Below are 26542 nucleotides of genomic sequence, written 5' to 3' on the forward strand. Positions count from 1 at the left end.
TCTCAATACTGGCCGCGGGCGAGCTCGGCCTCGAGCGCGCGGGGGTTCTCGGCATGGCGCTTCAGCCAGTCGCGGGCGAGATCGCCGATGACGAGTTCCTCGCGGCCGGCCTTCAGCGCCGCGACGATCTCGGTGGCGATGGCGCGGCCGGTGAGCTTCGGGTGCGGGAAGGCGTCGAACCAGTCGGTGTCGGTCGGGCCGGTGAAGGCGGTCATCAGCCGCACGCCGCCGGTGCCGAGCGTCTGGCGCAAGGCGGGCGCGAGCGCGAGGGCCGCGGCATGGGCGGTGCCGTAGCCGGTGAAGCGGGGATGGGGGACGCGCGCTATGACCGGCGTAACGTTGACCCAGGCGGCCGCGGGCGCCGTGCCGTCGGCGCCCCGGCTGGCCATCGCAGGCGCGAACTCGCGCATCAGCCGCATGAGGCCGAAGGCGGCGACCTCCATCATCTCGCGGGTCTGCGCCGGGACCGATGGCGCGAAAGCCATTCCGGGCCGCAGCAGGTCGGCGGTGTTGACCAGGATCTCGACCTTCCCGCCGAGGTCGCGCGCCAGATCGCCGACCGAACGGTCGGAGCGCAGGTCGAGCGGCACCAGTTCCGCGCCTTCGAGCGCGCGGATCGCATCGGCCCCGGCAAACGGCTTCCACGCCTCGTCCAAGCCCAGCCACACCTGCCGCGCCCCCGCCGCCAGAAGCGCCTGCGCCAAAGGCAGCGCGGCCACGTGGCGCGCATCGGTAATGAGGACGCGGCGCCGGCGGGGATCGGCGGCCATCTCCTGCCATTGCGGGTCGCTGGCCATGTCCCTCTCCCCCTCCGGCGCCGCGTGCAGCACCGCCTGCCCGGCGCGGTCCAGCACCAGCGACAGCCGCACCCGGTCGCCTTGCCCCGCCTCGGGATGCAGATGCACGAGCGCCTGCGGCCCGCAATCCATCGCCACGAGCCCCACGCGCCACGGCGCACGCTCGCGGAAGTAGAGATCGGCGGGCACTTCGGCGGTCGTGGCCGAGATCACTTCTCCGCCGCGCGGGGCGGCGGTCAGCGGCAGGTCGGGCGAGAGGCACACCGGGCAGGCCTCCGGCACCGGCCAGGCGAAGGCGCCGCAGGCGGCGCAGCGGGGCAGGGCGAACTCGCCCCGGCCGGCGGGCGGGATCAGCAGATGCGCCTTGCGGCTGCGGGCGGCGGGGGGCAGCAGCGCCGTGCGGGTCTTCTTCAGCGGGTTCTTGCGGATCGGGTCCTGCATCACGCGCCCTCCAGCACCACGGCGCCCGAGCCGAGGCCGCGGTCGAAGTTGATCATGCCGAAGCCCGAGACGAGGGCGCGACGGGCGCCCTCCACCTGCGTCGGCCCGGCCGCGCCCGTCACCTGCCGCAACGCCTCGACCAGCCCGATATGCCCCCCCGCGCAGCCCGCCTGACCCGCCGAAAGCTGGCCGCCATTCGTGTTGTGCGGCAGGTCGCCCGTCACCGTCAGATCGCGGTCGCGCAGGAACGCCGCCGCCTCGCCCTTGGCGCAGAAGCCGAGGTCCTCGAACTGCATCATCGAGATGAAGGGATAATCGTCATAGGTCTGGACGAGGTCCATGTCCGCGGGCCGCATCCCGGCCATGGCCCAGAGATCGTCCACATCCCGCGCCCAGCCGCCGCGCAGCATCACGCGGTCCTCGGGGAAGGCGTTGTGGCGCTCGATTGAGGCGGCGAGGCGGGCGAAGGGCAGGCCCTGCGCCCGCGCGGTCTCCTCGCGCATGACGAGGAACGCCTCGGCCCCGGCGCAGGGCATGACGCAGTCGAAGAGGTGGATCGGCGGCGCGATCGGGCGCGAGCCGAGGTAGTCCTCGAGGCTCAGCGGCTTCCTCATCAGCGCATGCGGGTTCCGCAGCCCGTTCTGCCGCTGGGCCACGGCGATGCGGCCGAAATCCTCGCGCGTGGCGCCGGTCGCGGCCATGTATGCCTGCGCGATCAGCGCGAAGCTGACGTTCGGGCCGCCGGCGCCGTAGGGATAGACCGCGTCCTGCGAGAAGCGCGAGAAGTTCTCCAGCCCGTAGCGGAAGCTCTGCGGGCCGTTGGTGTCGGCGGCGACGCAGGCGACCACGTCGCAATCGCCGGCCTGCACGGCGCGGGCGGCGCGGCGCAGGCTCATCACGCCGCCGGCGCCGCCCATCGGCAGGAAATCCACCATCCGCGGCGAGAGGCCGAAATGCTGGGTCAGGCCGATGGCGCTGTCGGGCGCGCTCGAAAAGCTCGCCAGCATGAAGCCGTCGAAATCGCGGTGCGCGATGCCGGAGGTGGCAGCCAGCCCAGCGAGCGCCCGTCCGATCCACCACGCCGTGCTCTCGGTCGAATAGCGCTGATAGGGCACCGTGACCGGCGCCGCGAGCACCACGCCGTCATAGCCGCGCCGCGCCATTATCCGGCCCTGCGGAAGCCGGCCTTGCGGTCGCGCAGGTCGATCGCCCGGCCCGCCTCGACCGCGGCCTGCGCGTCCGTCTTGAGCTGCCCGCGCAGCAGCTTCTGGGTCGAACTCAGCGGCATCGCCTCCACGAAAGCCACGTAGCCCGGCAGCTTGTGATAGGAGAGCCGCTCGGCCGCGCGCTCGACCAGGGCCATCGCTGCCGCCTCGTCGCCCCCGCCCCCCTGCAGCGTGACGAAGGCAAACACCTCCTCGCCGCGCACCGGGTCGGGCACCGGCGTGGCCGCGACCGCCTGCACGGTCGGATCGGCCTTCAGCGCCGCCTCGACCTCAAGCGCCGAGATGTTCTCGCCCGAGCGGCGGATGATGCTCTTCTTGCGGTCCACGAAGTAGAAGAGGCCGCGTTCGTCCACCCGGACCACGTCGCCGGTGTGGAAATACCTCCCTTCCCACGCCGCCTCGGTCGCCTCCGGGTCGCCCAGATAACCCGAGAAGAAGCCCCAGCGAGGATCGGGCCCGGCGGCGCGGACCAGAAGCTCACCGGGGTTCCCCACTGGCACGTCGCGGCCCTCGTCATCCACGATGCGATACTCCATCCCCTCGCGCGCCGCGCCGATGCAGCGCTCGCCCGCCGGGTAGTCGCGGCCCGCGGTGTCGGTGACGCCGGTGCCGCCGGTCTCTGTCATGGCCCAGGCCTCGACGATCGGCAGCTTGAAGCGCGCCTCGAAGTCGATCTTGTGCTGCGCGTCCACGCCGGGGCTGAAGTTGAACCGCGCCTTGTGGCGCTTCTCGGCCTCGCTGACCGGCAGTTGCAGCAGGATCGCCGGGATGACGCCGAGATTGTGGACCACGGTCGCGCCGCTGTCGGCGACCGCGTCCCACCACCGCCGGGCCGAGAAGCGGTCGAGCGGCACGATCGCGCCGCCGATGGTCATCATGCCGACGCCGTTGCAGCCGAGCGCGTTCATGTGGAAGAACGGCAGCGGCGTCAGCGCGATCTCACGGTCGCGCTCCATCGCCGCCTCGCCGCCCATGCTGGTGTACCAGTCGGCCACGTTGGCGAAATAGAGGTTCGAGAGGCTGCAACCCTTGGGTTTCCCTGTGCTGCCGGAGGTGAAGAGCAGCGCGGACTCGTCGTCATGGCTCCGCGTTTCGGCCGGTGCGCGGCGCGCGCGGGCGGGCGGGATCGGCTGCCCCGGTGCGCTGCGCGGCACGTCGGCGGGTACGCCGCCGTCGATCAGAGCCGCATGCTCGGGCAGGGCCACGACGAGATCGGGCCGGGCAATCGACATCTGATGCGCCAGCTCCTCGGGCCGCATGTCGCCGTTGATCGGCACGATGGAGGCTCCGATGCGGTTCAGCGCCAGCCAGTGGAAGAAGAACACCGGCCGGTTTTCCAGCAGCAGCGCCACGCGCGAGCCGCGGCCGTAGCCCTGCGCGGCATAGGCATCGGCCAGCGGTGCGATCTCCGCCACGGCCTCGCCATAGCTGATGCGGAATCCCTCGGGCGCGTAGGGCAGGGCGGCCGAGGCCGGCGCGATCAGGAACGGCAGGTCCGGTCGCCGCGCGGCGGTGGCGCTGAAGGCGTCATAGGCGGAGGCGGGCAGGGACATGGCGGCACCCTCGGCAGGTCTCGCGCGAGGCTACGCGCTGCGCGGCAGGATTCCCAATCCAAACCGCTTCGGCTTCTGATCGCAAACTGCTATGGCGCGGCATGGAACTCAGACAGATCCAGTATTTCATCGCCATCGCCGAGCTGGAGCATTTCGGCCGCGCGTCGCAGCGGCTGCGGATCGCCCAGCCGGCGCTCAGCCGCCAGATGCGGCTGCTGGAGGCGGAGTTGGGCCTCTCGCTCTTCGAGCGGCTGCCGCGCGGGGTGCGGCTGACCGAGGCGGGGCGGGTGTTCCTCGAGCGCGCGCGGCTGGTCATGCAGCAGCTCGACCACGCGGTGCTGGAGGCGAAGGCCGCGGCGGCGGGCCATGCGGGCGTGCTGCGCCTCGGCGTGATCGAGGTCGCGGCCTGGCAGGGCCTCGTCCCCGACGCGATCCGCCGCTTCCGCGCGGATCATCCCGCCGCGCAGCTGGTCCTCGCGGCGCTCTCCGGGGCCGAGCAGGTGGAGGCGATCGAGGCGCAGCAGCTCGACGCCGGGCTGATGTACAACCCGGCCCCGGACGCCGGGCTGGAGGCGACGCCGCTCGCGCGGCATCCGGTCATGCTGGCGGTCAATGTCAACTCGCCCCTTGCCGGCCGCGAGGCGGTCCGTCTGGCGGACCTCGCCGACGAGGACCTCCTCGGCTTCCGCCGTCGCGAGAGCCCGCAATATTATGACGACCTGCAGGCGGCGTTCCGGCGCGCGGGCTTCACGCCCCGGCTCACCGCCGAGACCCGGCGCGAGGCCGACCTGCTGGCCCTCGTCAGCGCCGGGGCGGGGGTGGCGCTCGTCAACTCCTGCCAGCGGTTCCGCCCGCCGCAGGAGGTGCGCTTCGTGCCCGTCAGTGATCTCGATGTCGGCCTGACGCTGGCCTATGTCCGCCGCCGCGGCCACAGCCTGCCGCTGATCGACCGCTTCGCCGAGACGCTGGAAGCCCTCCGCGCCGGGTGATCTCAGGCGGCCTCGACGATCCAGGCCGAGGGATCGACGGCCAGCGTCAGGCGCTCACCCATGCGGGGGGCCGGGGCGTCGGGACTGTTGAACATGTCGAAGACGAGCGCGCTGCCGTCCGGCAAGCGGGCATGGACGCGGCGCAGCGCGCCGAGGAACTCGACCGTCTCGACCTCGACGGGGAGGCCGGCGGGGGCGGGGCGGAAGGCCTCGGGGCGCGCCGCCAGCGTCACCTGGCCGGAGGCGGGCAGCGTGGCGGCGAGGGTCAGCGGGTGGCCCGCCAGTTCGACCCGGCCGGTGCCTGCATCCACGACGCGGGCGGGCAGGCGGTTCAGCTGGCCGACGAAGCCGGCGACGAAGGCGTTGGCGGGGCTGTCGTAGATCTCGGCCGGGGTGCCGACCTGCGCGGCGCGGCCCTGATGCATGACCACGACGCGGTCGGACATCGACAGCGCCTCCTCCTGGTCATGGGTCACGAAAATCGTGGTGATGCCCAGGGTGCGCTGAAGCTCCCGAATCTCGGCCCGCAGGCTGACGCGGATCTTGGCGTCGAGCGCGGAGAGCGGCTCGTCCAGCAGCAGGACGCGCGGGCGCGGCGCGAGGGCGCGGGCCAGCGCCACGCGCTGCTGCTGGCCGCCCGAGAGCTGGAACGGGTAGCGGTCGCCGAGGTCGGGCAGGCCGATCAGGGCCAGCATCTCGGCCACCCGCGCCGCGCGCTCGCGCCGCGGCACGCCGGCGACGCGCAGGCCGAAGCCGACATTGCCGGCCGCCGTCAGGTTCGGGAACAGCGCATAGGCCTGGAACACCATGCCGATCTGCCGCCGCGCGGGCGGCAGCGCGGTCACGTCCTGCCCGTCGATCCGGATGCGCCCGGCCGAGGTGGTCTCGAACCCCGCGATCATCCGCAGCACCGTGGTCTTGCCGCAGCCGGAGGGGCCGAGCAGCGAGACGAACTCGCCCTTCCCGACCGCCAACGAGAAGTCGTGGACCACCTGCGTCTGGCCGAAGCTCTTCTTCAGGTTCTCAAGCGTCAGGAAGCTCATCGGCGGGCGGCCCTGTGATGCGCGGCCAGCCGGCCGGTGAGGGTCAGCAGGCCCATGCAGGCCCAGGTGACGCCGAAGGCGATGACTGCCAGCGCCGCGGGCTCATAGGCGCGGTTGCCGCCGACCCAGACCATGTAGGGCCCGAAGGCCGGGCGGTCGAGCAGCGCCGCGAAGACGTATTCGCCGATGACGATGGCGAAGCTCAGGAACGCGCCGGACAGCACTGCGGGCCAGAGGTTCGGCAGGATGACGCGGCTCAGGATCGTGACCCAGCTTGCGCCCAGCGACTGCGACGCCTCGGTCAGCGTGGCCACGTCGAGCGTCCTGAGACCGGTGTCCACGGCGCGATACATGTAGGGCAGGGACAGCGTGACATAGCCCATGACCAGCAGGAAATCCGTGCCGCGCGCGCTGCCGGTCAGCGGCAGGAAGGAGCTGGTGTTGAACTGCCGCAGGTAGCCGAAGGCGATCACGATGGGCGGGATCACCAGCGGCAGAAGCGTCACGAACTCCATCACCGGGCGCAGCCGCGACAGGCGCAGGCGGACCCAGTAGGCGGTCGGGACGACCAGCAGGACGCCTGCAATGATGGTCACGATGGCGACCACGACCGAATAGGCGAAGGTCGCCTGGAACTGCGGATCGCCGAGCACCGAGCGGTAGGCATCGAGGCTGTATTCGCCGCGCCGGGCGCGGAGGCTGAACTCGAACATGCCGACCAGCGGCAGCACCATGAAGACGGCGCCGAGGGCGAAGCCGAGCCAGGACCAGAGCCTCATTTCAACCACCGCTCGGCGCGGCCGCGCAGCAGGATCGAGATCAGGTTCGCCACCGCCGTCAGCACGATCATCCCGAAGGCGATGGCATAGCCGAGCGCCGGGTCCTGAAGCACGTCGCCCCTGATCTGCGCGAAGAGCAGGATCGGCGCGATGGAGAGCGAGGAGCCCGTCAGCGCCATCGCCGTCGCCACCGCGCCGAAGGCGTTGGCGAAGAGCAGTGCAAAGGTGCCCAGCACCGCCGGCCACAGGATCGGCATGGCGATCATGCGGAAATACTGCAACCGGCTCGCGCCCAGCACCTCGGCCGCCTCTCGCCACTCGCGCTTGAGGCCGTCGAGCGCCGGGGTGATGACCAGCACCATCAGCGGAATCTGGAAGTAGAGATAGGTCAGCACCAGCCCCCAGAAGCTGATGAGGTTGAAGCCGGTGGCGTAGAGGTTGAAGCCGAACCACTCGCGCAGCAGCACCGTCATGAAGCCGAGGCGTCCCAGCGTGGCGATGAAGGCGAAGGCCAGCGGCACGCCCGCGAAGTTGGCGGCGACGCCCGAGAAGGTCATGACGCCGGAGCGGAGCCCCTCGGGCAGTCCGCCGCGCGTCACGGCGGCGGCGACGATGAAGCCGATCAGGCAGCCGAGCGCGGCGGTGGCGAGGCTGAGGCGGATCGAAATCCAGAAGGCCGACACGATGCGCGGCTGCGACAGGCCCGCGACATGCTCGAGCGTGAAGCCCCCGCCCGGCGCCCGGAAGGCGCCGATGACGACGGTGAGCGTCGGCAGCAGCAGGAAGAGAAGCGCAAAGGCGATGAAGGGCGCGACGCCGATCCAGGCGGCCAGCGTGCCGCCGACATGCAACCGCCGCGCGGGCGGCGCGGGAACCGGGGCAGGGGTGGCTGCGGTGATCGTCATCGGGGCGGGCCTGCCGATGGCCGCGCCCGGCTGGGGCGCGGCCAGGTTCTTCAGGCCGTCACTCGGTCACGGCAGCGCCGACGACCGAGTCCCAGTCCCTCGTGACCAGGGCCTTGTTGGCCTGCTCGGCCTCGAGGCTCGGGAAGACGGCCTTGGCGTAAAGCTCGGCCGAGGGCAGGCGGTCCAGCATCTCCTGCGGCACGGCCCCGCGCGCCACGAGATCGTCGAAGCGTGCCGGGTGGCAGTAGCCCTTGAGCCAGAGCAGCTGGCCCTCGTCCGAATACAGATGCTCCATCCACAGCTTCGCCGCGTTCGGATGCGGCGCATGGGCGCTGATCGCCTGCACATAGACGCCCGCCAGCACGCCATCCGAGGGGATCACGACCTCCACCGGCGGGTTGCCGTCGAGCTGGTCGCGCCAGTTCAGCAGGTTGTAGTCCCAGCCGGCGATGATCGGCGTCGCGCCCTGCGCGAGCGTACCGGCCTTGGCGATGACGGGGACGAAGTTGCCGGCCTGGTTCAGCTCGGCGAAGAACTCGAGCCCCTTCACTCCGCTGTCCTCGCCCGGCTCGGCCCCGCGCGAGAGGCCCGCCGCCATCACCCCCAGCATCGCCTGGTTCGAGGCGCGCGGGTCGCCCGTCAGCGCGAAGGCGTTGCGGTGTTCCGGGGCGAGCAGGTCGGCCCAGTTCTGCGGCACCGTCTCGACCAGGTCGGTGTTCACGCCAAAGGCCATGACGCCGTAGTAGTCGGCGTAGAAATGCCCCTCGGGGTCCTTGATCGCCTCGGGGATCGTGTCCCAGGTCGAGACCTTGTAGGGCTGCGTCAGCCCCTCGGCCTTGGCCTGCGGGCCGAAGGCGAAGCCCACGTCCAGCACATCCGGCGCCTGCGGGCCGGTGTTGCCCTTGTTGGCGCGCACCGCCTCCAGCTCGTCGGCCGAGCCCGCATCGGGGCTGAGTTCGTTGACCTCGATCTCGGGATACTTCGCCTTGAAGGCCGAGATCACCTCGCCGTAGTTGCACCAGTCATGGGGCAGGGCGATGGTGGTCAGCATCCCCTCCTCCTTCGCCGCTGCCTCGATCGCGGCCAGGTCCTCTTGCGCGAGGGCAGGCAGGGCGGTCGAGGTCAGCAGGCCGGCGAGGACAAACGTGGCCGTTCCGTGGGTTCGCAGCATCCGGGGATCTCCGCAGTTGGGTGCGGCGGGGTCTAGCCGCCCCGCATGACGAAGTCGTGACGCAGCCTTGGGGAGTCGGTCAAGGGGTGGTGCGTGCCTGCGAGGGCCGAGGGTCGCGGCCTCCTTGCTTCGCTACCGCGGCGTGGCCCGTATTGTCTCTGTTTCGCTTGGAGTTGTTGAAGAGCGCACGTCCTGGGTTTAGGTTCGCTCGATCCACCCGCATCCGAGGCCTCCATGATCTCCATCGCCCGCTACCCGACGCCAAATGCATCCAAGTATGTTCAACAGCTTGCCAAGCATTTCGCGCACAAGATCGAGGTCCGCTCGGACGAGCGCTCGGCCGATTTCGCGGTGCAGGCGGGCAGCGTCCGGCTCGAGGCCGAAGACGGCGCCTTCGTCGCGCGGGTCGAGGCGGAGGACGCCAAGGGGCTGATCGAGACGCGCTATGTGGTTGACAAGCACCTGGTGATCTTCGCCTTCCGCGAGGGGTTTGCGGGCCTCGACTGGAAGATCACCGAGGCGGCCTGAAGCCGGAGAGCAATTTCAGGTCCGGCCGCGCTCTGCGGTGTCCGGAGGTTTGCCTAGGGGCGCTCCCGGAATCATGCCAGGCCGAGCTGCCGGCTGGCCCACTGGCCTCGTTCGGCTGCGCCTTTGCCTGCCGTGCTCGAGCTCGCAAGCTCCTCCATTGCCGCGCCTCGGCCAACGGCTCTCGGGCATCGAGCGACACCGGACATCGCTGCGGCGGCGGGAGGGATGCGGCGCCGGAGGCAGCGGCCAGCGGAAGTAGAACACCCCGTGCCGGGAGGTGCCGAGGTAGGCAGCAAGACGCATGTGTCACCCTGTTGCGGCGCACCGGGCGAAGTCAGCGTCTAAGTGCTTGCTCTACATGCGAATGGTGGGTGGTGAGGGGCTCGAACCCCCGACATCCTCGGTGTAAACGAGACGCTCTACCAGCTGAGCTAACCACCCCCGCCGCCGAGGTTTATGGCGGCAGGGCGCGCCGCGGACAAGGTCCCGTGGAGGGGCGGGGCTTTGGGTCCGGGGCGGCGCTTCCCATGTGCCGTCGGACCCGGCTTGCGGCCGCCCGGCCAAAATCCGAACAATTGCGGAACATTCGCGGCTCCGCCATTGAAGCCGGGGCGGCGGGCACCTAACTCTCGGACCAAAGCGGGACGTCCGGGGCTGCCATAACGGGGCCTCGCCCGGCAAGGAAGGATCGCAGATGACCCTTGACCACACCACCCCGATCCCCGCGGCCGAGACCTATCCGGTCCTGCCGCTGCGCGACATCGTGGTGTTTCCCCATATGATCGTGCCGCTCTTCGTGGGGCGCGAGAAATCCGTCCGGGCGCTCGAGGCTGTGATGCAGCTCGACCGGCCGATCCTCCTCGCGGCGCAGAAGGATGCGGGCGTCGATGAGCCTGACGCCGAGGGCGTCTATCGCACCGGCGTGTTGGCGAATGTGCTGCAACTGCTGAAGCTGCCCGACGGGACCGTGAAGGTCCTGGTCGAGGGGCGCGAGCGGGTGCGCATCGAGGCGTTCACCAGCTCCGAGCCCTATTTCGAGGCCACTGCCCGCGTCGAGGAAGAGACCGAGGGCGATGCCGACACGGCGACCGCCCTGGTGCGCGCCGTCTCCGAGGAGTTCGAGCGCTACGTCAAGGTCCGCAAGAACATCCCCGAGGAAGTCGTGGCCGCGGTCGCCGAGGCCGAGGAGCCGCAACGGCTGGCCGACCTGGTGTCGGGCCATCTGGGGATCGACCTCGCCAAGAAGCAGGATCTGCTGGAGACGCTGAACGTCGCCGAGCGGCTGGAGAAGGTCTTCGGCCTGATGCAGGGCGAGATGTCGGTCCTGCAGGTCGAGAAGAAGATCAAGTCGCGCATCAAGACCCAGATGGAGAAGACGCAGCGCGAGTACTACCTCAACGAGCAGATGAAGGCGATCCAGCGCGAGCTGGGTGATGGCGAGGAAGGCCAGAACGAGATCGCCGAGCTCGAGGAGAAGATCGAGAAGACCAAGTTCAGCAAGGAGGCTCGCGAGAAGGCCAATGCCGAGCTGAAGAAGCTGAAGTCGATGTCGCCGATGTCGGCCGAGGCCACGGTCAGCCGCAACTACCTCGACTGGCTGCTGTCGCTGCCCTGGGGCGTGAAGTCGCGCACCCGCAAGGATCTCGGCCGCGCCGAGTCGATCCTCGACGCCGATCACTACGGCCTCGAGAAGGTCAAGGAACGGATCGTCGAGTATCTGGCGGTGCAGAACCGCTCGGCCAAGCTGAAGGGGCCGATCCTGTGCCTCGTCGGCCCTCCGGGCGTCGGCAAGACCTCGCTCGGCCGTTCGGTCGCGCGGGCGACGGGTCGCGAGTTCATCCGCATCTCGCTCGGCGGGGTGCGCGACGAGAGCGAGATCCGCGGCCACCGGCGGACCTACATCGGCTCGATGCCCGGCAAGATCATCCAGGCGCTGAAGAAGGCGAAGACCACGAACCCGCTCATCCTGCTCGACGAGATCGACAAGATGGGCCAGGACTTCCGCGGCGACCCGGCCTCGGCGATGCTGGAGGTGCTGGACCCCGAGCAGAACTCGACCTTCGTCGACCACTACCTGGAGGTCGAGTATGACCTGTCGGACGTGATGTTCATCACCACGGCCAACAGCTACAACATGCCCGGGCCCCTGCTCGACCGGATGGAGATCATCCCTCTGGCCGGCTACACCGAGGACGAGAAGCGCGAGATCGCGCGCGGGCACCTGCTGTCCAAGCAGATCAAGGCCAACGGCCTCAAGAAGGGCGAGTTCAGCATCACCGACGAGGCGCTGACCCATGTCATCCGCTACTACACGCGGGAGGCCGGGGTCCGCTCGCTGGAGCGAGAGATCGCCAAGCTCGCGCGGAAGGCCGTGACCGAGATCCTCAAGGGCAAGGTCAAGACCGTGGAGGTCACGCCGGAGAAGGCCGAGGAGTATCTGGGCGTCCGCCGGCACCGCTATGGCCTGGCCGAGAAGGAGGATCAGGTGGGCGTCGTCACCGGCCTCGCCTGGACCCAGGTGGGCGGAGATCTGCTGCAGATCGAGGCGCTGCGGCTGCCTGGCAAGGGCCGGATGAAAACCACTGGCAAGCTGGGCGACGTGATGAAGGAGTCGATCGACGCGGCCGCGTCCTTCGTGCGCTCGGTCGGGCCGGAAATCGGGGTGAAGCCGCCGGAGTTCGACAAGCGCGACATCCACGTCCACGTGCCCGAGGGGGCGACCCCGAAGGACGGGCCGTCGGCAGGCGTCGCGATGGTGACGGCGGTGGTGTCGGTGATGACCGGCATCCCGGTCCGCAAGGACATCGCCATGACCGGCGAAGTCACGCTGCGCGGCAATGTGCTGGCGATCGGCGGGCTGAAGGAGAAGCTGCTCGCGGCGCTGCGGGGCGGCATCACCACGGTGCTGATCCCGGAGGAGAACGAGAAGGACCTGGCCGACATCCCGGCCAACGTGAAGGAAGGGCTGACGATCATCCCGGTCAGCCACGTCCGCGAGGTCCTGAAGCACGCCCTCGTCCGCCAGCCCGAGGCGGTCGAATGGGACGAGGCCGAGTGGGAAGCCGCGGAAGCCGCACGGCTGGAAGCCCGCCGCGACCGCGATCCCGGCTTCGGCCAGACGGCGCACTGACGAAAGGGCGGGGCGGGGCCGCCACGGCTCCGCCCGACCCCCCTTGCGGGCGACGGCAGCTGCCGCTATCTAGCCCTCCACCGGGTGATTAGCTCAGCGGTAGAGCGCTTCGTTCACATCGAAGATGTCGGGGGTTCAAATCCCTCATCACCCACCAAGCCCCACTGGAAAAAAGCACATCCTCACTAACCGCGCAACGGTTCATCGAACCTAACGAGCCCGGCCGCGGCGCCGAACTCCAGCGCCGACGCCGCGCGCCGCAGGTGCGACGGGCTGAACCGGCCATAGACCTTGAAGGTGATTGACGGGTTGGAATGGCCGAGGAACTGCGCCACCTCGTCGAACGGCACGGCGGCCTCGACCATGTGAACCGCCGCCGTGTGCCGCAGCGTGTGCTGGCCTACGTCCTTGCGCCACGCGCGCTTCACCGCCGCCTTGAACCCGGTCCTGATCGACTTCACCGGCTCGCCTGACCACTCGATCACATGGTCGCTGAGGGCCGCGCGCCGCGCTTCCTTCAGCGCCTCCAGCATGGTGTCGTTGATCGGCACGACGGCGCGACCCTTGCGGGTGCGGCTGTCGGGGAGCCGCAGGTTGATCCGGCGCCGCTCGAGGTCCTCACGATCCCAGGTCGTCCAGCACGGCGCGCGCCGGCGGCGGTGGACAGCATGAGCTGGATCGCCAGCCGGAAAGAAGAATAGCATCGCTGGTGACGCGGTTGTCGCTTCTGGCCTTGAACTCGCCGACGCCATCATGATCGAGGGACGCTTGGAGGGCAGGTCATCTGATCTTCCGTGAACCGCTTCCGCTTCATCTGTCCGTCCTTCAATCAAGCCCGGACTCTCACTCCAGGTGGAGGAAAAATTCAGTGACAGGTCACCAACGACCGCGGCGGCAACGCCATGGCCACGATTCAGCGCCGCATCCAACTCAAATCCTTCCTTTCAACATAGCACAGAAAGAGGTGGACAGATCGGGGAATGGAGGCGGTGCAGAGACGGCGACGGCTACTCGACCAGCCTGACCAAGACCTTAGTTTCTATCTCTCGAACGTTGTTGGTCTCGCAGTTCGACCGCAATGTGGAGTTTCCGGTAAATTCAACAGTGTGGCTGATGATCTGTGTGCATCCGTTGGTTATTCTAGAGTTGCCCAGGAAGCGTACTCCGGAGCTGGGGAAATAGATCGCGCCTTGGGTAGTCGATCGAGAGTTACCAAGGACCTCGTGAGTAAGGCCGCTCGCGCTTCGGCTGCCGAAGAACAAGATGCCTGCGTAGGGGCCGGCGGTTGGCGCCTGTATGTTGAAATCACCATTGCCGCTGAGGCTGAGCGTTGCACCATTGGCCAGGTAGAAGGTGACGCCAGGGCCCTCCAAGGAAGCTTCATCAAGCGCCACATCGGCGTTCGCGTTCAGGCTCAGTTCGCCCTCGTCGATGATGTAAAGCCCCGGCGCAAAGCTCGCATGGTTCTTGATGTCGAGACCGCCGCAGATACGCATTGACCTCACTCCGCTAGAATGGGGAAAGTCAGCCTCGAACTGCCTCTGGTTCTTGCCCACTTCATCGCAAGGCTGCTCGATGGCAGGCTCGGGAATATCGGCGTAGGGATCGCGGACGAGCGGAACCATCTCTTCGGCCGCGTCGCAGCGCATAACGAGATTTGTAGTTTTCTCGATCTGCGCACCGCCGACGGATCTGACACAGCCGGCGGTAAGCTTTCCGTTGCCGTGCATGTAGAAGGCGTCTTTGGCATTCGAGTTCGTTACGACATCGCAATTCTGAATCGAGACGTCGGTGGATCCGGTTACGGTGATCGCCCGCGATGCGGTTGGTGCCAGTGCGAGAACGCAGGCGCGGGACGTGGACCGTTCCACGTTGGCCACCGCGCGGGCGCTGATGGCCACAGGCTCATCGACAAAGATCGCCGAGAAGTACCGAGGCTGCGACTTGGTGAGCTGAACCTCGACGCTACTGGCGCTGCCTTGATATGCGCCGCTGACGGGCGGCGTATTTACGAAGAGGTTTCCTCCCTCAGGCGGGAATCCTGACTGGATTGCCGCGTCTTGAGCGGCTGCCCGCACTCTCATCTCTCCGTCTCCGGCCCGGAGTCGAATGGCGCCGGCATGGGCGGCCATATCGGCCGCCTGCTGCATGTTCCGCTGCAGGAGGAGATGGTATCCGGCCTCGGCACCGAGACCCATGCCTGCCGCAACCACCGGCATTGCTAGGGCCACGATGATTGCTGTGGCGCCGCTGCGGTCGTAGAAGGCCTCAGATGGGCGACGAAGGCTCATCAGTCTCGCATATCTCATGATTCTGCCCTTCTCCGCGATCATTCGTTCAGGATCTGGATTACTGCGGGTGTGATGATGACAGCAAAGAGAATGGGGAGAAAAAACAGAATCATCGGCACCGTCAACTTGGGCGCAAGGGCAGCGGCCTTCTTTTCGGCCAGGCTCATCCGCGTGCTCCGATTTTCCTGGGCCAGCACGCGGAGAACGCTTCCCAGGGAGGTGCCGTATTGTTCGGATTGCATCAGGCCGCTGACGACTGATTTGACGCTTTCAAGATCGGTTCGGCGTCCAAGGTTCTCATATGCAATGCGGCGGTCGGGCAGGAACGATAGCTCTGCCGTCGTCAACGCGAGTTCCTCCGCCAGTTCCTTGGACTGGCTGCTGATCTCGTCACCCACCTTGCGGAATGCGTGTTCAATGCTCATGCCGGACTCTACGCAGATCATCAAAAGATCGAGGGCATTGGGCCATGCCCGAAAAATCGATTTCTGCCGCTTAGTGATCCGGTTCTTCAGGTAAAGCACCGGCAGGTAGTATCCCGATGCCGCGCAGGCCAGCGATATAGAACACATGAGCAGAGCGTTAATGTTGGGTTTGATCACGACAAAGATGTAGAAAGCGCTCAAGCCGAGCATGACTAGCGGCATAAGGACGCGCATGGCAAGGAAGGTGATGACGGGCGCGCGCCCCCTGAAGCCCGCCATCTGCAGCAGACGCTGTGCTGCCCCATCCTCGAGCTGATGCGAGAGATTCAGGCGTCGGACAATGGCCGCGTATATCTCCCGCGGCTCGTTGGCGAGCAGAGAATGCTTCGGTCTATTGGGCGGAAGACGCGCACCGCCGAGCCGGCTCGCCTGCCATGCATTGCTCAACTGGCGAATCCGCGAGCCGCGGACGTCCAGAAACAGGTAGGGCCACGCCAGGCCGATCGCCGCCAAGAACACCGCAAGACCAGTCGCGAGCATCAGAAAGACTCCGCGGTATTCTTGCAAGGCTTCGTACATCTCTCGCCCTCACTCAGAAGTCGAAGTTGATCATGGATCGCATGATTAGAACACCGATCGACATCCAGATTGCACAGCCTGCAAGGACCACCTGGCCCAATGTGGTCGTGAACAGGAGCGAGATATATTGAGGGCTGGTCAGATAAAGAATCCCGGCCACTGCCGGTGGCAAGGCGCCAATGATCCCGGCCGATGCCTTCGCCTCGGAGCTAAATGCCTTGATCTTTTCTCGGATCTTCTTGCGCTCGCGCAGCACGGATGAGAGGTTCGCCAGAGCCTCTGTCAGATTGCCCCCAGACTGACTCTGAATGGCGACGACTGTGGCGAGAAAGCTCGTCTCTGGTATGGGCACGCGCTCGGCGAGGCGCATCAGAGCGTCTTGAACAGGAACGCCAAGCGTCTGGTCGTCGACGATCCCCTTGAACTCGCTGCGTACCGGCTCCTGACCCTCGGCGGCGATCACCCTCAGGCAGTCGCCCAGCGGCAGGCCGGATCTGACGCCACGCACGATAACGTCAACTGCGTTGGGAAGCTCACCCCGAAAGGCGACAAGTCGCTTGTTCCGCTTGTGGTTGAGATAGAGGTGCGGGAGCAGCACCCCGGCGATCATGCTCGGAACTAGTGCCGCGAGGGAGTTGAGGCCCATCGCGAAAGCCATTAACATTTGAGCTGTCACTCCGACGGCGATGCAGACGCCCAGATAGGTGCGCATGCCCCATTCGAGCCCGCTTTGTCGCAGCCTCCCGGTGAGCGACGGGCTAGAGCTGCGCCTGCCTTTCTCCTTCTCCTTCTGCTTCTCCTTGATCTGCTTGAGCGTGTCCTCGACCGACCGCTTGCGGGGCTTCGCAGCAACGCCCGCGTTCCTCGCCGCATGCGAAGCTCCGCCGGCAGCAAGCCGCAGACGACTTTTCACCCGCGTTGCATGTTTGATGCGCGGCTCGAGGAGGGCGTAAAGCAAGCTTCCTGCGCACAGCGTCGCGAGCAGAAAGATCAGGATCGAGTGGATTGCAGATGACATCGCGCTTCCGGCAATGAGGGTTAATCAGAAGGCACTCTGCTGCGCAGCTCCCAGTGCGGCAGCGAGACGTTTCTCCTCGCCGTAATATCGCGCCCGATCCCAGAAATAGGGGCGGACGACCCCAGTTGAACGATGGCGGCCAATGATGTTGCCCTTGTCGTCCTCGCCGTTGATCTCATAGACCATGAGGTCCTGGAGGATGGGAACCTCGCCTTCGAGGCCGATGACCTCGGTAATATGCGTGATCCGTCGCGAGCCATCTCGCAGCCGCGCCGCCTGCACGATGATGTCGATCGACGATATCGCCATCTCGCGGATGGTCTTTGTGGGTAGCGTGAAGCCGCCCATCGTAATCATGGATTCAAGCCGTGAGAGCGCCTCGCGCGGCGTGTTGGCATGGAGGGTGCCCATGGAGCCGTCATGGCCCGTGTTCATCGCCTGCAGCAGATCGAAGGCCTCAGGGCCGCGGACCTCGCCCACGATGATGCGCTCGGGCCGCATGCGAAGGCAGTTCTTCACAAGGTGGCGCATCGTAATCTCACCCAGTCCCTCGATGTTCGGGGGGCGGGTTTCCAGGCGTACCACATGCGGCTGCTGAAGCTGCAGCTCGGCCGAATCCTCGCAGGTGATGATCCGCTCCTCGGCGTCGATGAAGCCGGTTAGGCAATTGAGCAGCGTGGTCTTGCCGGATCCCGTGCCGCCCGAGATCAGAACGTTGCAACGGACTCGGCTGATGATCTTCAGCAACTCCGCGCCTTCCGCAGTGATCGAGCCGAATTGCACCAGTTGGTCGAGGCGCAGCTTGTCCTTTTTGAACCGGCGGATCGTCAGCGTGGGCCCGTTGAGCGCAAGCGGCGGCACGATGACGTTCACCCGGCTGCCATCGGGCAGGCGCGCGTCGCACATCGGGCTCGATTCATCGACACGACGACCGACCTGGCTGACGATGCGCTGACACACGTTGAGCAACTGGGCGTTGTCGCGGAAGTGGATGTCAGTCTGGATTGTTCGGCCACCGACCTCGATATAGATCGGATCACTGCCATTCACCATGATGTCGGCAATGTCGTCCCTGGCCAGCAGAGGTTCCAGCGGGCCGTAGCCCAGCACGTCGTTGCAGATCTCCTCGACCATTTCGTCCTGCACGGCGGCAGAGACGACGGCCTTCTTCGCAGCCAGGATTTCGGTGGCAATGCTGCGGATTTCCTGCCGCGCGGCCGCAAGCTCCATCATTGACAGTTGCGTGACGTCGATAGCTTCCAGAAGGGCGTCGAAGATCTCCTTCTTGAGGTCATAGTAGATGGCAGCCCGTTGCGGTGCGGGCTTGCGGTTTTCCTTGACTGCCACCGGCTCCGGCAGAGGAACGAGGGAAAGATGCGGCACCGCGGCCGCATGCTCCGCGTGTGCGGGTTTCGGGGACGCGAGGCCGTCTCTCTTGCCAAACACCCTTGACCTTCCTTCTCAAGTCGCTCGAAGGCGCGGCTGCCCGCGACTCCAGAGGGGAAATCGCCGTGACTTCGATGTCGCCGCCATGCCGCTCAACTCCTGCGCCAGTTGCATGAACGGCCTGCCGGCTTTCCCGGAAACCTCGGCGAGCATCCGCCCGCCAATTGCAGCCGTACTGAAAGCCCGCGGCTCGAACCTCAGCTTCACGCTGACCTGCCTTTGAAGCGCCGTTGCGAACGCATCGGGCTTGATCTCCGCCCGCCTGGGCATTCCGATCCGGTTGAGAACAAGCCGGGGGTCGGCGTCGTTTGGCCGCGCCTCATTCAGAAGATCAAACATCATCCTTCCGTTCCTGAGATTAGCGAGGTCTGGCTCGGCCGTGACGATCACCTCATCGGCCGAGAGGAGCGCCTGACGCACCCAAGGCGACCATTGATGCGGCAGGTCAAGCACGACGAGAGGAAATATGGCCCGCGCTCGCTCGAGAACCTGATCCAAAAGCTCCAGCGGAGGTGTGACGACGTCGCGCGAGGCGGTTGCTCCGGCAAGAACGCTGAGATGCGGGCCGTACTTGAAAGCGACCCTCTCGAAGAATGCGTCGTCCAGCGTTTCGCCCTCGACAAACTGTTCGGTGAAGCCCAGCTGCGCATCGATGTTGTAGTTCAGTGCCGCCGTACCGAACTGCAGGTCGAGATCCGCAAGGAGGACTTTCGTCCCCTGCCGAGAGAGCGACCAGGCTGTGTTCTGCGCCACTGTTGACGAGCCGGTCCCTCCCTTCGCGCCAATGAACGCCAGCACCTTTCCTTGCCGTGTCGCGGCATTCGGTGGAAAAAGATGAGAAATGACGTTGATCAGGCGCGGCGTGTCGGTGGGGGCGACTAGATACTCGGAAATCCCCCGGTCCACGAGCTGGCGATAGAACGAGATGTCATTGATGGCGCCAACGAGGACGACCCTGGTCTTGACGTCGCAGACCTCGGCAAGGGCGTCCAGTTCCGAAAAGAGGTCTTCCCGCCGAACGCCGGTCTCGATCATCAGAAGATCGGGCGTCGGCTGCGCCGCGAAGAACTGCAGGGCGCCCTTCAGGCCTCCGAAGCTGGATGTCACATCGGCGCGCGACAACCGCCGATCCGCGGCCGCCTGGGTGATGGTCGAAACGAGCGCCGGCGTCTCGCAGAAGGCTCGGGCGGTGATGTAGGGAACCCGCCCCAAAGGCAGGTCCGTAGCTGCTTCAGGGTGCGATCTTGCTGCGATCAAGCTCTGGGCCGCTCCGTCCTCGCGCGGCTCGGCTGCGCGAGGACGCGCATTTCTAGGAAGGCTGACTTGCCTGCGCCGGGCTTGTGCTTTCATCATCTGCCTAGCTCGACAATCTCCTGCTGAGTACCGCGGAAGACGCGGACTGACTTGAAAGCAGGCTGTTGGACCAGCACTTCGTCCGCTGGCTCGGGGTCGGGCTCGGGCGCGCGCTCCGGCTCGGGCTCATCGATATCGCTGGCCGCGCGCAGGGCCAGCGTGATCGCACCGTCGGCCTCGGCTGCGACGATGGTTTCCGCCTCCTGGGGGCTCAGCTCGAGCGTCGCCGTCTTGCCCACGACTGAGCCGGTGTCCGCGTCGACCGTCTGGTCAATCGCGAGCACCCTGATCTTGCGCAGGATCGCGCGGCTGCTCGCATCGGCTTGCCCGTCTGTTCCCTGACGCAGCCTCGTGTGGAGCACATCGACGCTATCATTCGGAAGGATGAAGCCGCCTGCGGTCGTATCGGCGCTGATCCTGACCGCGACGGCCCGCTTTCCCTGCGACAGCATGACGGACAGAAGCCCCCCATCGTCAGCGGCGAGTTTTCCCGGATGGACAGGTTCACCGCTCATGATCGGGCTGCGGACGGTCATTCCGGTAAAGGCATCAGGCGCGTCGGGTTTCGTGGCCTGGGTGACGTAGCTCTCGGTCAGCCCATCCTGTGGCCAAGGCTGCCAGCGCAGCGCGGCAGCGTCGATCCTTGTGCCGGGGGCGAGGTCGGCCGCCGCCACCAAAACATGGTCCACAGGCGCGGGGGCGGCAAACGCGGCTTCGGCGCTGACGGGATCGGAGCCGGTCGAGAGCCACGCGGCAGCTCCGCCGCTCATCAGTGCCAGTGCGAAGATCGCTATGCGCAGCATGTCCGCTTCCTTCTCCCCCAGGGCAACGTTCGTTCATTTGCGCGAAGGCCGAATGCACCCCGGCTCAGAACTGAGCGACCACCCAAGGGGTTTTCGAATAGGCGAGGATGCCCGCCGCCGCGATTGCCATACCATAGGGAACTCCGGCATCGCGTTGGTGGAGCCGCAAAATCCAATCCCGCGCCTCCATCGCTGCTGGCAACCGCACCGCGCGGAACAGAAGGATGAGCATTGTCAGCACCGCGCCAAAGATTGACGTGTAGAGGATGAACGGGACGACGTTCCCTGCGCCGAGCCACAGCGCCGCGACGGTCAGCAGCTTCACGTCGCCGCCGCCCATCCAACGGAAGGAGAAGGCAACCAGGCCCAGCGCAAACACGACGGCTGCGGCCGTGGCGGACAATGCGACGTCGACCGGACTCAAGGGGAGCATCAATGCAGCCGCGGCGTATCCAGCAAACAGCAGCAGGACAAGGTTGTTCGGGATCTGCATTGTCCTGATATCACCGATGCCCGCGTGAATCATGAGCAACGGATAGGAAAGAAGCGCCAAAGTGGTCGCACAACTCATCACGTATCGACAGCCCTTCAAAGCCAAGGCCATCGGCGGGATTTACCCGCCGACGGTCTCTATCGGTTTGTCACTCAGTACCGGGAATTTCCTTCAATCCATCGGAAATAGACTGGAACGCGGTCCCAAGATCCTGACCTATCGTCACCAAAATGGTGATAATGACAACTGAGATTAGGCCGGCGATCATGCCATATTCGATGGCGGTGGCGCCGGACTCATTCTTAACGAGACGAGAAATGCGATTCTTCATCGGGTTTCCTGGCATAGAAGTTGCTGAAGCGACCGGCGCCGACGCTCGGTATGTGATTCGGACAACCGTGACGCGCAGGGTGCGGCGTCAGCAACTCGTCTAGGATAAACTTGAAGTTGTGTCTACCCCTTCGGCGCGAGTGACTGCGCTCGTGCTCATCCGCGGCAGAGGCATCATCTTGAAGATGCGCGGGACGATTTTAATCCGATTTTTCAACGGTCACGCAACGAAGATGCGAAAGCCGGACCTGTTCACCGCCTGTGGTTGAAGGGCGATCCTGCAACTCGGCGCTGTGCTTGGGGGACCGAATCACCTGGCTCACCGGCAACTGCTCGTTGAGAGCGCCAGAACCGGGCTGGACACGAGGGGGGCAGCATGCGAAGCACGCCTCCGAAAAAAGTGGGGCAGGTCTTACATGGCACGAAGACCCTGGCGGCGTGGTCAGCACTCCGCCTCGCGCAGTCGGATGCTCATCCTGATGATCGGAATCGCCCTGTTGTCCGGCTGCAGCCAGGACAACGCGGCAGCACCGCGCAAGGCCACGATTCCCACCAATGTTCCGAGCGTTGCTGCAGGCACCGAGTTCTCGACGGCGAAAACCAGCTATGAATCTGGCAACTTCGGCTATGCCGCCCGGTATTTCGACATGGCACTGAAGGCCTCGCCCCAGAACATGGAGGCGTGCCTGGGTCTCGCGGGATCATATGACTGGCTCTACCGTTTCGATCTCGCGGACCAGACTTATGCCCGTTGCCGCAGAATCGGCGGCGAAACCTTTGCCTATCACAACAATCTCGGCTTCTCATACCTCCTCAGGGGCGAGCATGGCCGAGCTTCGGTCAGCCTGGCACAAGCCCAATCGTTGCAGCCGGGCCACCCGGTGATCGAAACCAATCTCAGGATTCTCCGTGTTGTCTCATCCGGTTAATTCCATGTTCCCCCTCCTCGCCTGGGCGTTCACCCTGCTGTGCCTGCTTGCAACGACCGGCGCGGCGCAGGACAGCGTCGGGATCACGCTGAGCACAAGCCGTGCCGAGAAGGTACAGATCATCGTCGGCGAGTCTCAGGTTTTTACGACGGATGAAGACATCGAACAGGTCGTGATCGGAAATCCAGAGGTCGCGGACGTAGTCGTTGTCTCGCCGCGTTCATTTTTCATCCTGGGGCAGAGCCTCGGGCAGACAAACCTGCAAGTCTTTGCTGGTGAAGATTCCTTGGTAGGTCTTGTCGATCTTGAGGTCACGGTTGACACCGGCGATCTCACTTCTGTGCTCCGCAGGGTCTCGTCGGGCGGCAATGTCCGGGTAGAGTCGGTCAATGGACGGTTGCGGCTGTCCGGAACGGTTCCCGATGCTGTTACACTGGAACGCGTTCTCGAGATCGCCGGTCAGTACGGTTCGGACGAGGTGATCAACGCCATCGACGTTACCGCTCCACAGCAGGTGTATCTCAAGGTTCGCATGATCGAAGCCTCGCGGGAGGCCGGGAAAGCCATCGGTCTAGGAGTTGGTGCTCGGAACAATTCCGGGTCCTCGGTTCAACTGGGCACCGGACAAATCGCCAATCCAGTGCCGTTTGGGAGTTTCCTCGCTACGTTGGTCGAGCGGGGAATTTCGGTCACTCTTCTGATTGAGGCCCTGGAAGAGAGAGGTCTCGTCCGCAACCTTGCCGAGCCGACACTTGCCGCTTTGTCCGGCGAGACGGCCAGCTTCCTGGCCGGCGGCGAGGTTCCCATTCCCGTTGCGCGTGACGGAGACGAGGTCACGGTGGAGTATAAGGAGTTTGGCGTTCGGCTCAGCTTCACCCCCATAGTACTGAACAATGGCCTGATAAACCTTACGCTGGAACCCGAGGTCAGCCAGATCGACCTGAACAACACCTACAACACCGGAACCATCGAACTTCCGAGCTTCTCGACTCGCAGGGCCAGCACCACTATCGAACTCCAGGCGGGGCAGAGTTTCGTGATGGCCGGTCTGCTGCAGCGGAACAATGCGCGGCGCCACTCCCAGGTGCCCGGGCTTGGAAGCATTCCGGTCCTCGGAGCTCTTTTCCGCTCGGCGTCGTGGCAGAAGGACGAGACCGATCTGGTCATCATCGTGACGCCGTACCTCAACAAGCCGGGCGGCGGTTCGGAACGTATCGCGACGCCGCTGGATGGTTCGATCCTGACGTCCGAGCAGGAGTTCTTTCTCACCGGTACGCAGGAGATCACCAGGGGGGAGTTCGAACGCCGTATGCGCAGACGGCAGATCGAGGGCCCGTTCGGGCATATCATCGATGGCGCCAGTGGTGGTTAGGGGCTTGTTTCTCACATGCGCCATGACGCTGGCGGGATGCGGAGATTCGATGTCCCATGGGGACGGTATCTGGCCAACTGCTGGCGAGGCACAACTCAAGAATCTCGGCAGCCAGACGATCGGGCACAGCCCAGGCGGCGGCTGGTCCGCGAATCCCGGCGGTTTCGGTCCACGTGCTTCAGAAATGATCCGGAGGTACCAGGCCGGCACCGGCCAGGCTGCTGCCACCGCCTCGGGCGGAGAAGGCGGTCCTTCAAGCTAGGCGATGGCCTGAGCCTCACCCGCCTCACAACAGTACGAATCGGCGGGCTGGATGCAGGCCGGACTTGATTAGCTAAAATTAGTTCTCGCGCGGTCCAAGGCGTCGGTCTATCGTATCGTCGACTATGATGGCTGGAAGAGCGCCTTCCAAGCAGGGCCAGGAGGGCTTGTTACGAGATGAGATCCTTCCCGCTCGCGCTGTACGACAAGCTGCACTCCGTCGTGTCGGCGGAACGGGGCGCATCGGCCATCGAGTTCGCGCTTATTGCGCCTGTTCTCACCATAGCTCTTCTCGGGGCTATGGATGTCGGGCGGGCGGTGGCGGAGCAGATGGCGATCGGAACGATTTTGCGGACAGGTGCGCAAAGCGCAATCTCGGGCGGTGATCTCTCCACGATCGAGCAGGTACTAGTTACCGCGAGGGGCGACGCCGCCGTGTCCGTGAAGGTTGAGCGCATCTGCGCCTGCCCCGAAAACGTTCAATTCGCAGTGGATTGTTCCGTTACCTGTGCCGGCCCCGGCGCCACGGCGATCTACTACTCTCTCGTTGCGGAGAAGGCATTCTCGGGAATGTTTCTGCCCGACATCCAACTCTCTCGGTCGCTTCAGGTGCAGGTGCGATGACTCAGCCTGTACAATTGCGCTGGCTGGTCCGTTGTGCCTCCGGGGCGGCGGCGATCGAGTTCGCGATGATTGGTCTTCTCGTGATTTCTCTCATTCTCGGGATTTTCGAGCTGGGGCGCGCCATGTTCCTGCGCAACCAACTGGCCTTCGCTGCCGACGTCGCCGCGCGAAGGGTCTTGCTCGACCCGTCAGCGGCGAGCGGTGATCTGGAACAGCTTGCAGCGACAATCCGGGAATCAATTCCCTTCGAGCAGACTGAATTGCAAGTGGAACTGGAGCTGACTTCCAGTGGCGAAATTTTATCTATCACTCTGCGTCGGCCAGTGACCCTGCTGGTCCCTGACGTTTACCCACACAGCATCACGTTGAGCGTTGAGCGCATAATCGCGTTGCCTTGACGCCGTAAAGCCTTCCGGGCTGTCGTAGCAACGGTTGGCGGAAGGTCAAGCCTTGCCGTGCCCTGTTAGCTTGAGCCACCGATCGCACTTGCGCTGCCTCAAGAGTTCTCAGAAGATCATCCAATGGCTGTCATGTGTCCACTTGTCCTTTTGCCCGTGCTATCCAGGGAAGGGAGGATTAGGTCATGGGGCGCATCAACGCGGCGGATGGCTTCCGACGCTGGGCATGCGATCTCGCGTTTAGGCCGGGTGACCTCCAGGACATCATCACAAAGCACGCGGCGGTCGCGAGGTCAGCAGAATAGAGCCCGCTCGTCTTCGCCACCGACTTTATGCCGACGTTCGGTTGCACAGTAGGCTACAATCACTGTCCTGGCGGCCTCCGCTGCCTCCGGCGTTGTCCAGCGCGTGCGAGGCGCGGATCGACAGCCGCAGGGCGCGGGCGGGACCGGTCCGAGGTCTTCCGTCCGGATGCCTTGGGCAGTCGGCAGCGGCCGCCCGCTCGACGGCAGCGATCGCGATGGCTCGGGTCACGGGCCGACCCCCCGTCGATGATCCTGAAGGCCGCGCCGATGTCGGCGTATGTTGCGCCGCGCGCTTTTGCATCTTCATGATGTGCTTATTTCAGGTGGCAGTCATAGCACAGTTCCATTGACTGAGCACCGTCGACCGTCCGGAATGGGGCCTGGGGGCCGCCCCGCTCAACTAAGTGCACTTCGGTTTGGCGAACCTGCCCCAACCCGGCCTCCTTGGGCAAACCGGGGTCACAGGTTCAGCGAATGCTGCTCTTTTGACAGTACGCCAATGCCTTGGCAGCGGCTCGCCTCGTTCACATCGAAGATGTCAGCGGTTCAAATCCGTTATCACCCACCATTCTTTCCTCTTTTTAAAGACTTAGATGTTGACCTCCTGCTGGTGCGCCACATGAGTGAGGCACAGGATGCGCATGGCAGCCTATCTAAGCCGGTCCCGTCATGGGATCTTTTACTTCCGCTGGCCTATCCCGCAGCACCTTCATCCTACCGGCAAGCGCGGCCACGTGCGCCATTCGCTGCGGACCAGGTGCCCGGCAGAGCCTCGCTGGCGGCGATCAGGATACTTGGGCGGGGTTGATCCATCCCGAGGGGCCGGACGGCCTTGTGCAAGCGTTCTGTGCCTTGCGCGGTATCTCGGCTGCTGATCTGACAGAACAGCAACAGGCTTGGCTGCTCAATGAATTGCGGAAAGGGCATCATGCCTTCGCCAAGGCGGCGCTGGGCCATGTCGACGCGCTGGAGCTGCTGTGACCCCTGACCTTCATCCACCTGAGACCAGAGCCGCCGGGTGACATTTGCCCGCTTGCGCGGAGGGAGCAATGGGTGATCGGCGGAACGTCTCCGTTTCGTGTAGCCGATCGCCCGTTGCGGCGAACTGGGCGGCGAAGGCTGCGGGGGTCTCGTAGCCGAGTGCCGAATGGGGGCGGGCCACGTTATAGTCGGCCACCCAGCTGGCGACGATGCGGCGGGCCTGATCGAGGCCGAAGAACAGCGTCTCAAGAGCTCGTCCCGCATCTTCGAGTTGAACGCCTCGCAGATGCCGTTCTGCATGGGCTTGCCGGGCGCGATGAAATGCCAGGACACGGCGGCCTCCTCGCACCAGGCCAGCATGGCGTTCGAGGT

The 26542-nt window shown here is 65.5% G+C and carries 25 protein-coding genes, 2 tRNA genes and 2 pseudogenes; 10 read left to right on the forward strand and 19 right to left on the reverse strand.

Annotated elements, in window-relative coordinates; translation table 11 throughout:
* Positions 1-2: 2 nt before the first annotated feature.
* Genes GI374_RS15175 through GI374_RS15185 form a run of 3 tightly spaced genes read right to left on the reverse strand, consistent with a single transcriptional unit; the run spans position 3 to position 4017 of the window.
* Positions 3-1238 carry an SDR family NAD(P)-dependent oxidoreductase gene (locus GI374_RS15175; RefSeq protein ID WP_154337898.1) on the reverse strand — a complete coding sequence of 412 codons (1236 nt, stop codon included), beginning with the start codon at positions 1236-1238 and terminating at the stop codon, positions 3-5.
* Positions 1238-2401: a thiolase family protein gene (locus tag GI374_RS15180; RefSeq protein ID WP_154337899.1), complete on the reverse strand. Its 1164-nt coding sequence runs from the start codon at positions 2399-2401 to the stop codon at positions 1238-1240. Before GI374_RS15180 ends, GI374_RS15175 begins: the two co-directional genes overlap by 1 nt.
* Positions 2401-4017: an AMP-binding protein gene (locus tag GI374_RS15185; RefSeq protein ID WP_154337900.1), complete on the reverse strand. Its 1617-nt coding sequence runs from the start codon at positions 4015-4017 to the stop codon at positions 2401-2403. Before GI374_RS15185 ends, GI374_RS15180 begins: the two co-directional genes overlap by 1 nt.
* A gap of 101 nt (positions 4018-4118) precedes the next feature.
* On the opposite strand from GI374_RS15185, the gene GI374_RS15190 reads away from it, so the two are divergent.
* Entirely contained in the window at positions 4119-5006 is an 888-nt protein-coding gene (locus tag GI374_RS15190; RefSeq protein WP_154337901.1) for a LysR family transcriptional regulator, read from the forward strand.
* Positions 5007-5008: 2 nt separating this feature from the next.
* Here GI374_RS15190 and GI374_RS15195 read toward each other — a convergent pair whose 3' ends face one another.
* The 4 genes from GI374_RS15195 to GI374_RS15210 are packed head-to-tail and all read right to left on the reverse strand — an operon-like array spanning position 5009 to position 8904.
* Positions 5009-6049 (reverse strand): ABC transporter ATP-binding protein, encoded by a 1041-nt coding sequence (locus GI374_RS15195; protein WP_154337902.1) that lies wholly within the window; start codon positions 6047-6049, stop codon positions 5009-5011.
* Positions 6046-6828 (reverse strand): ABC transporter permease, encoded by a 783-nt coding sequence (locus tag GI374_RS15200; protein ID WP_154337903.1) that lies wholly within the window; start codon positions 6826-6828, stop codon positions 6046-6048. The genes GI374_RS15195 and GI374_RS15200 overlap by 4 nt, the downstream gene beginning before the upstream one ends.
* Entirely contained in the window at positions 6825-7733 is a 909-nt protein-coding gene (locus GI374_RS15205) for an ABC transporter permease subunit (protein ID WP_154337904.1), read from the reverse strand. Before GI374_RS15205 ends, GI374_RS15200 begins: the two co-directional genes overlap by 4 nt.
* 58 nt (positions 7734-7791) lie before the next feature.
* Positions 7792-8904: an ABC transporter substrate-binding protein gene (locus tag GI374_RS15210; RefSeq protein WP_154337905.1), complete on the reverse strand. Its 1113-nt coding sequence runs from the start codon at positions 8902-8904 to the stop codon at positions 7792-7794.
* A gap of 234 nt (positions 8905-9138) precedes the next feature.
* Between GI374_RS15210 and GI374_RS15215 the strand changes: the two genes are divergently transcribed.
* Positions 9139-9432 carry a DUF2218 domain-containing protein gene (locus tag GI374_RS15215; RefSeq protein WP_154337906.1) on the forward strand — a complete coding sequence of 98 codons (294 nt, stop codon included), beginning with the start codon at positions 9139-9141 and terminating at the stop codon, positions 9430-9432.
* Positions 9433-9797: 365 nt separating this feature from the next.
* On the opposite strand, the gene GI374_RS15220 is transcribed toward GI374_RS15215, so the two are convergent.
* Both GI374_RS15220 and GI374_RS19875 read right to left on the reverse strand, forming a co-directional pair.
* A tRNA-Val gene (locus tag GI374_RS15220) sits at positions 9798-9873 on the reverse strand.
* A 294-nt stretch (positions 9874-10167) separates the two neighbouring features.
* Positions 10168-10248: pseudogene (locus GI374_RS19875) on the reverse strand (hypothetical protein); the annotation flags it as partial.
* Here GI374_RS19875 and lon point away from each other — a divergent pair.
* A complete protein-coding gene (gene lon, locus GI374_RS15225) occupies positions 10211-12562 on the forward strand; it encodes an endopeptidase La (protein ID WP_370515393.1) in 2352 nt (783 codons plus the stop codon). The pseudogene GI374_RS19875 and the gene lon sit on opposite strands and share 38 nt — an antisense overlap.
* An 82-nt stretch (positions 12563-12644) precedes the next feature.
* Positions 12645-12719: transfer RNA gene (locus GI374_RS15230), tRNA-Val, on the forward strand.
* 28 nt (positions 12720-12747) lie between these two features.
* On the opposite strand, the gene GI374_RS15235 is transcribed toward GI374_RS15230, so the two are convergent.
* The 9 genes from GI374_RS15235 to GI374_RS15275 all read right to left on the reverse strand — a co-directional run bounded on the left by GI374_RS15235 (position 12748) and on the right by GI374_RS15275 (position 21301).
* The gene (locus GI374_RS15235; protein WP_229583379.1) at positions 12748-13491 is read right to left on the reverse strand and encodes a tyrosine-type recombinase/integrase; all 744 of its coding nucleotides are present in this window, start codon (positions 13489-13491) and stop codon (positions 12748-12750) included.
* Positions 13492-13569: 78 nt separating this feature from the next.
* Complete coding sequence (locus GI374_RS15240) at positions 13570-14853, reverse strand: pilus assembly protein TadG-related protein (RefSeq protein ID WP_195759949.1); 1284 nt, start codon at positions 14851-14853, stop codon at positions 13570-13572.
* Positions 14854-14891: 38 nt separating this feature from the next.
* Positions 14892-15857, reverse strand: coding sequence for a type II secretion system F family protein (locus GI374_RS15245; protein WP_154337909.1), 966 nt, complete (start codon positions 15855-15857; stop codon positions 14892-14894).
* Positions 15858-15870: 13 nt separating this feature from the next.
* The gene (locus GI374_RS15250) at positions 15871-16875 is read right to left on the reverse strand and encodes a type II secretion system F family protein (protein WP_154337910.1); all 1005 of its coding nucleotides are present in this window, start codon (positions 16873-16875) and stop codon (positions 15871-15873) included.
* A gap of 24 nt (positions 16876-16899) precedes the next feature.
* Positions 16900-18321 (reverse strand): CpaF family protein, encoded by a 1422-nt coding sequence (locus GI374_RS15255; protein WP_370515391.1) that lies wholly within the window; start codon positions 18319-18321, stop codon positions 16900-16902.
* A gap of 15 nt (positions 18322-18336) precedes the next feature.
* Positions 18337-19671 (reverse strand): AAA family ATPase, encoded by a 1335-nt coding sequence (locus tag GI374_RS15260; protein WP_229583381.1) that lies wholly within the window; start codon positions 19669-19671, stop codon positions 18337-18339.
* On the reverse strand, positions 19671-20477 hold the full coding sequence (gene cpaB / locus GI374_RS15265; protein WP_154337912.1) for a Flp pilus assembly protein CpaB: 807 nt from the start codon (positions 20475-20477) through the stop codon (positions 19671-19673). The genes GI374_RS15260 and cpaB overlap by 1 nt, the downstream gene beginning before the upstream one ends.
* 64 nt (positions 20478-20541) lie before the next feature.
* On the reverse strand, positions 20542-21075 hold the full coding sequence (locus GI374_RS15270; RefSeq protein WP_195759950.1) for a prepilin peptidase: 534 nt from the start codon (positions 21073-21075) through the stop codon (positions 20542-20544).
* Positions 21076-21118: 43 nt separating this feature from the next.
* On the reverse strand, positions 21119-21301 hold the full coding sequence (locus GI374_RS15275; RefSeq protein WP_154337914.1) for a Flp family type IVb pilin: 183 nt from the start codon (positions 21299-21301) through the stop codon (positions 21119-21121).
* A 466-nt stretch (positions 21302-21767) separates the two neighbouring features.
* Here GI374_RS15275 and GI374_RS15280 point away from each other — a divergent pair, with 466 nt between their 5' ends.
* The 6 genes from GI374_RS15280 to GI374_RS15300 all read left to right on the forward strand — a co-directional run bounded on the left by GI374_RS15280 (position 21768) and on the right by GI374_RS15300 (position 26170).
* A complete protein-coding gene (locus GI374_RS15280) occupies positions 21768-22229 on the forward strand; it encodes a hypothetical protein (RefSeq protein ID WP_154337915.1) in 462 nt (153 codons plus the stop codon).
* A gap of 4 nt (positions 22230-22233) precedes the next feature.
* Positions 22234-23601, forward strand: a complete 1368-nt coding sequence (locus GI374_RS15285; protein ID WP_154337916.1) for a type II and III secretion system protein family protein — start codon at positions 22234-22236, stop codon at positions 23599-23601.
* Positions 23602-24039: 438 nt separating this feature from the next.
* On the forward strand, positions 24040-24486 hold the full coding sequence (locus GI374_RS15290; protein ID WP_154337917.1) for a TadE/TadG family type IV pilus assembly protein: 447 nt from the start codon (positions 24040-24042) through the stop codon (positions 24484-24486).
* Complete coding sequence (locus GI374_RS15295) at positions 24483-24884, forward strand: TadE/TadG family type IV pilus assembly protein (protein ID WP_154337918.1); 402 nt, start codon at positions 24483-24485, stop codon at positions 24882-24884. Before GI374_RS15290 ends, GI374_RS15295 begins: the two co-directional genes overlap by 4 nt.
* Positions 24885-25830: 946 nt before the next feature.
* Positions 25831-26064 carry a DUF6538 domain-containing protein gene (locus GI374_RS19880; protein WP_370515392.1) on the forward strand — a complete coding sequence of 78 codons (234 nt, stop codon included), beginning with the start codon at positions 25831-25833 and terminating at the stop codon, positions 26062-26064.
* A complete protein-coding gene (locus GI374_RS15300; RefSeq protein WP_154337919.1) occupies positions 25994-26170 on the forward strand; it encodes a hypothetical protein in 177 nt (58 codons plus the stop codon). Before GI374_RS19880 ends, GI374_RS15300 begins: the two co-directional genes overlap by 71 nt.
* 10 nt (positions 26171-26180) lie before the next feature.
* Here the strand turns inward: GI374_RS15300 and GI374_RS15305 are convergent.
* Positions 26181-26530 (reverse strand): annotated as a pseudogene (locus GI374_RS15305) (transposase).
* Positions 26531-26542 lie beyond the last annotated feature (12 nt).

This window comes from Paracoccus sp. S-4012 (genome assembly GCF_009674885.1).
In the GTDB taxonomy this organism is placed as follows: Bacteria; Pseudomonadota; Alphaproteobacteria; order Rhodobacterales; family Rhodobacteraceae; genus Paracoccus.

Coding starts and splice junctions, on each gene's coding strand:
- GI374_RS15175 (WP_154337898.1), bottom strand. CDS start 1,238: ATGCAGGACCCGATCCGCAAGAACCCGCTGAAGAAGACCCGCACGGCG.
- GI374_RS15180 (WP_154337899.1), bottom strand. CDS start 2,401: ATGGCGCGGCGCGGCTATGACGGCGTGGTGCTCGCGGCGCCGGTCACG.
- GI374_RS15185 (WP_154337900.1), bottom strand. CDS start 4,017: ATGTCCCTGCCCGCCTCCGCCTATGACGCCTTCAGCGCCACCGCCGCG.
- GI374_RS15190 (WP_154337901.1), top strand. CDS start 4,119: ATGGAACTCAGACAGATCCAGTATTTCATCGCCATCGCCGAGCTGGAG.
- GI374_RS15195 (WP_154337902.1), bottom strand. CDS start 6,049: ATGAGCTTCCTGACGCTTGAGAACCTGAAGAAGAGCTTCGGCCAGACG.
- GI374_RS15200 (WP_154337903.1), bottom strand. CDS start 6,828: ATGAGGCTCTGGTCCTGGCTCGGCTTCGCCCTCGGCGCCGTCTTCATG.
- GI374_RS15205 (WP_154337904.1), bottom strand. CDS start 7,733: ATGACGATCACCGCAGCCACCCCTGCCCCGGTTCCCGCGCCGCCCGCG.
- GI374_RS15210 (WP_154337905.1), bottom strand. CDS start 8,904: ATGCTGCGAACCCACGGAACGGCCACGTTTGTCCTCGCCGGCCTGCTG.
- GI374_RS15215 (WP_154337906.1), top strand. CDS start 9,139: ATGATCTCCATCGCCCGCTACCCGACGCCAAATGCATCCAAGTATGTT.
- lon (WP_370515393.1), top strand. CDS start 10,211: ATGATCGTGCCGCTCTTCGTGGGGCGCGAGAAATCCGTCCGGGCGCTC.
- GI374_RS15240 (WP_195759949.1), bottom strand. CDS start 14,853: ATGAGCCTTCGTCGCCCATCTGAGGCCTTCTACGACCGCAGCGGCGCC.
- GI374_RS15245 (WP_154337909.1), bottom strand. CDS start 15,857: ATGTACGAAGCCTTGCAAGAATACCGCGGAGTCTTTCTGATGCTCGCG.
- GI374_RS15250 (WP_154337910.1), bottom strand. CDS start 16,875: ATGTCATCTGCAATCCACTCGATCCTGATCTTTCTGCTCGCGACGCTG.
- GI374_RS15260 (WP_229583381.1), bottom strand. CDS start 19,671: ATGAAAGCACAAGCCCGGCGCAGGCAAGTCAGCCTTCCTAGAAATGCG.
- cpaB (WP_154337912.1), bottom strand. CDS start 20,477: ATGCTGCGCATAGCGATCTTCGCACTGGCACTGATGAGCGGCGGAGCT.
- GI374_RS15275 (WP_154337914.1), bottom strand. CDS start 21,301: ATGAAGAATCGCATTTCTCGTCTCGTTAAGAATGAGTCCGGCGCCACC.
- GI374_RS15280 (WP_154337915.1), top strand. CDS start 21,768: ATGCTCATCCTGATGATCGGAATCGCCCTGTTGTCCGGCTGCAGCCAG.
- GI374_RS15285 (WP_154337916.1), top strand. CDS start 22,234: ATGTTCCCCCTCCTCGCCTGGGCGTTCACCCTGCTGTGCCTGCTTGCA.
- GI374_RS15290 (WP_154337917.1), top strand. CDS start 24,040: ATGAGATCCTTCCCGCTCGCGCTGTACGACAAGCTGCACTCCGTCGTG.
- GI374_RS15295 (WP_154337918.1), top strand. CDS start 24,483: ATGACTCAGCCTGTACAATTGCGCTGGCTGGTCCGTTGTGCCTCCGGG.
- GI374_RS19880 (WP_370515392.1), top strand. CDS start 25,831: ATGGCAGCCTATCTAAGCCGGTCCCGTCATGGGATCTTTTACTTCCGC.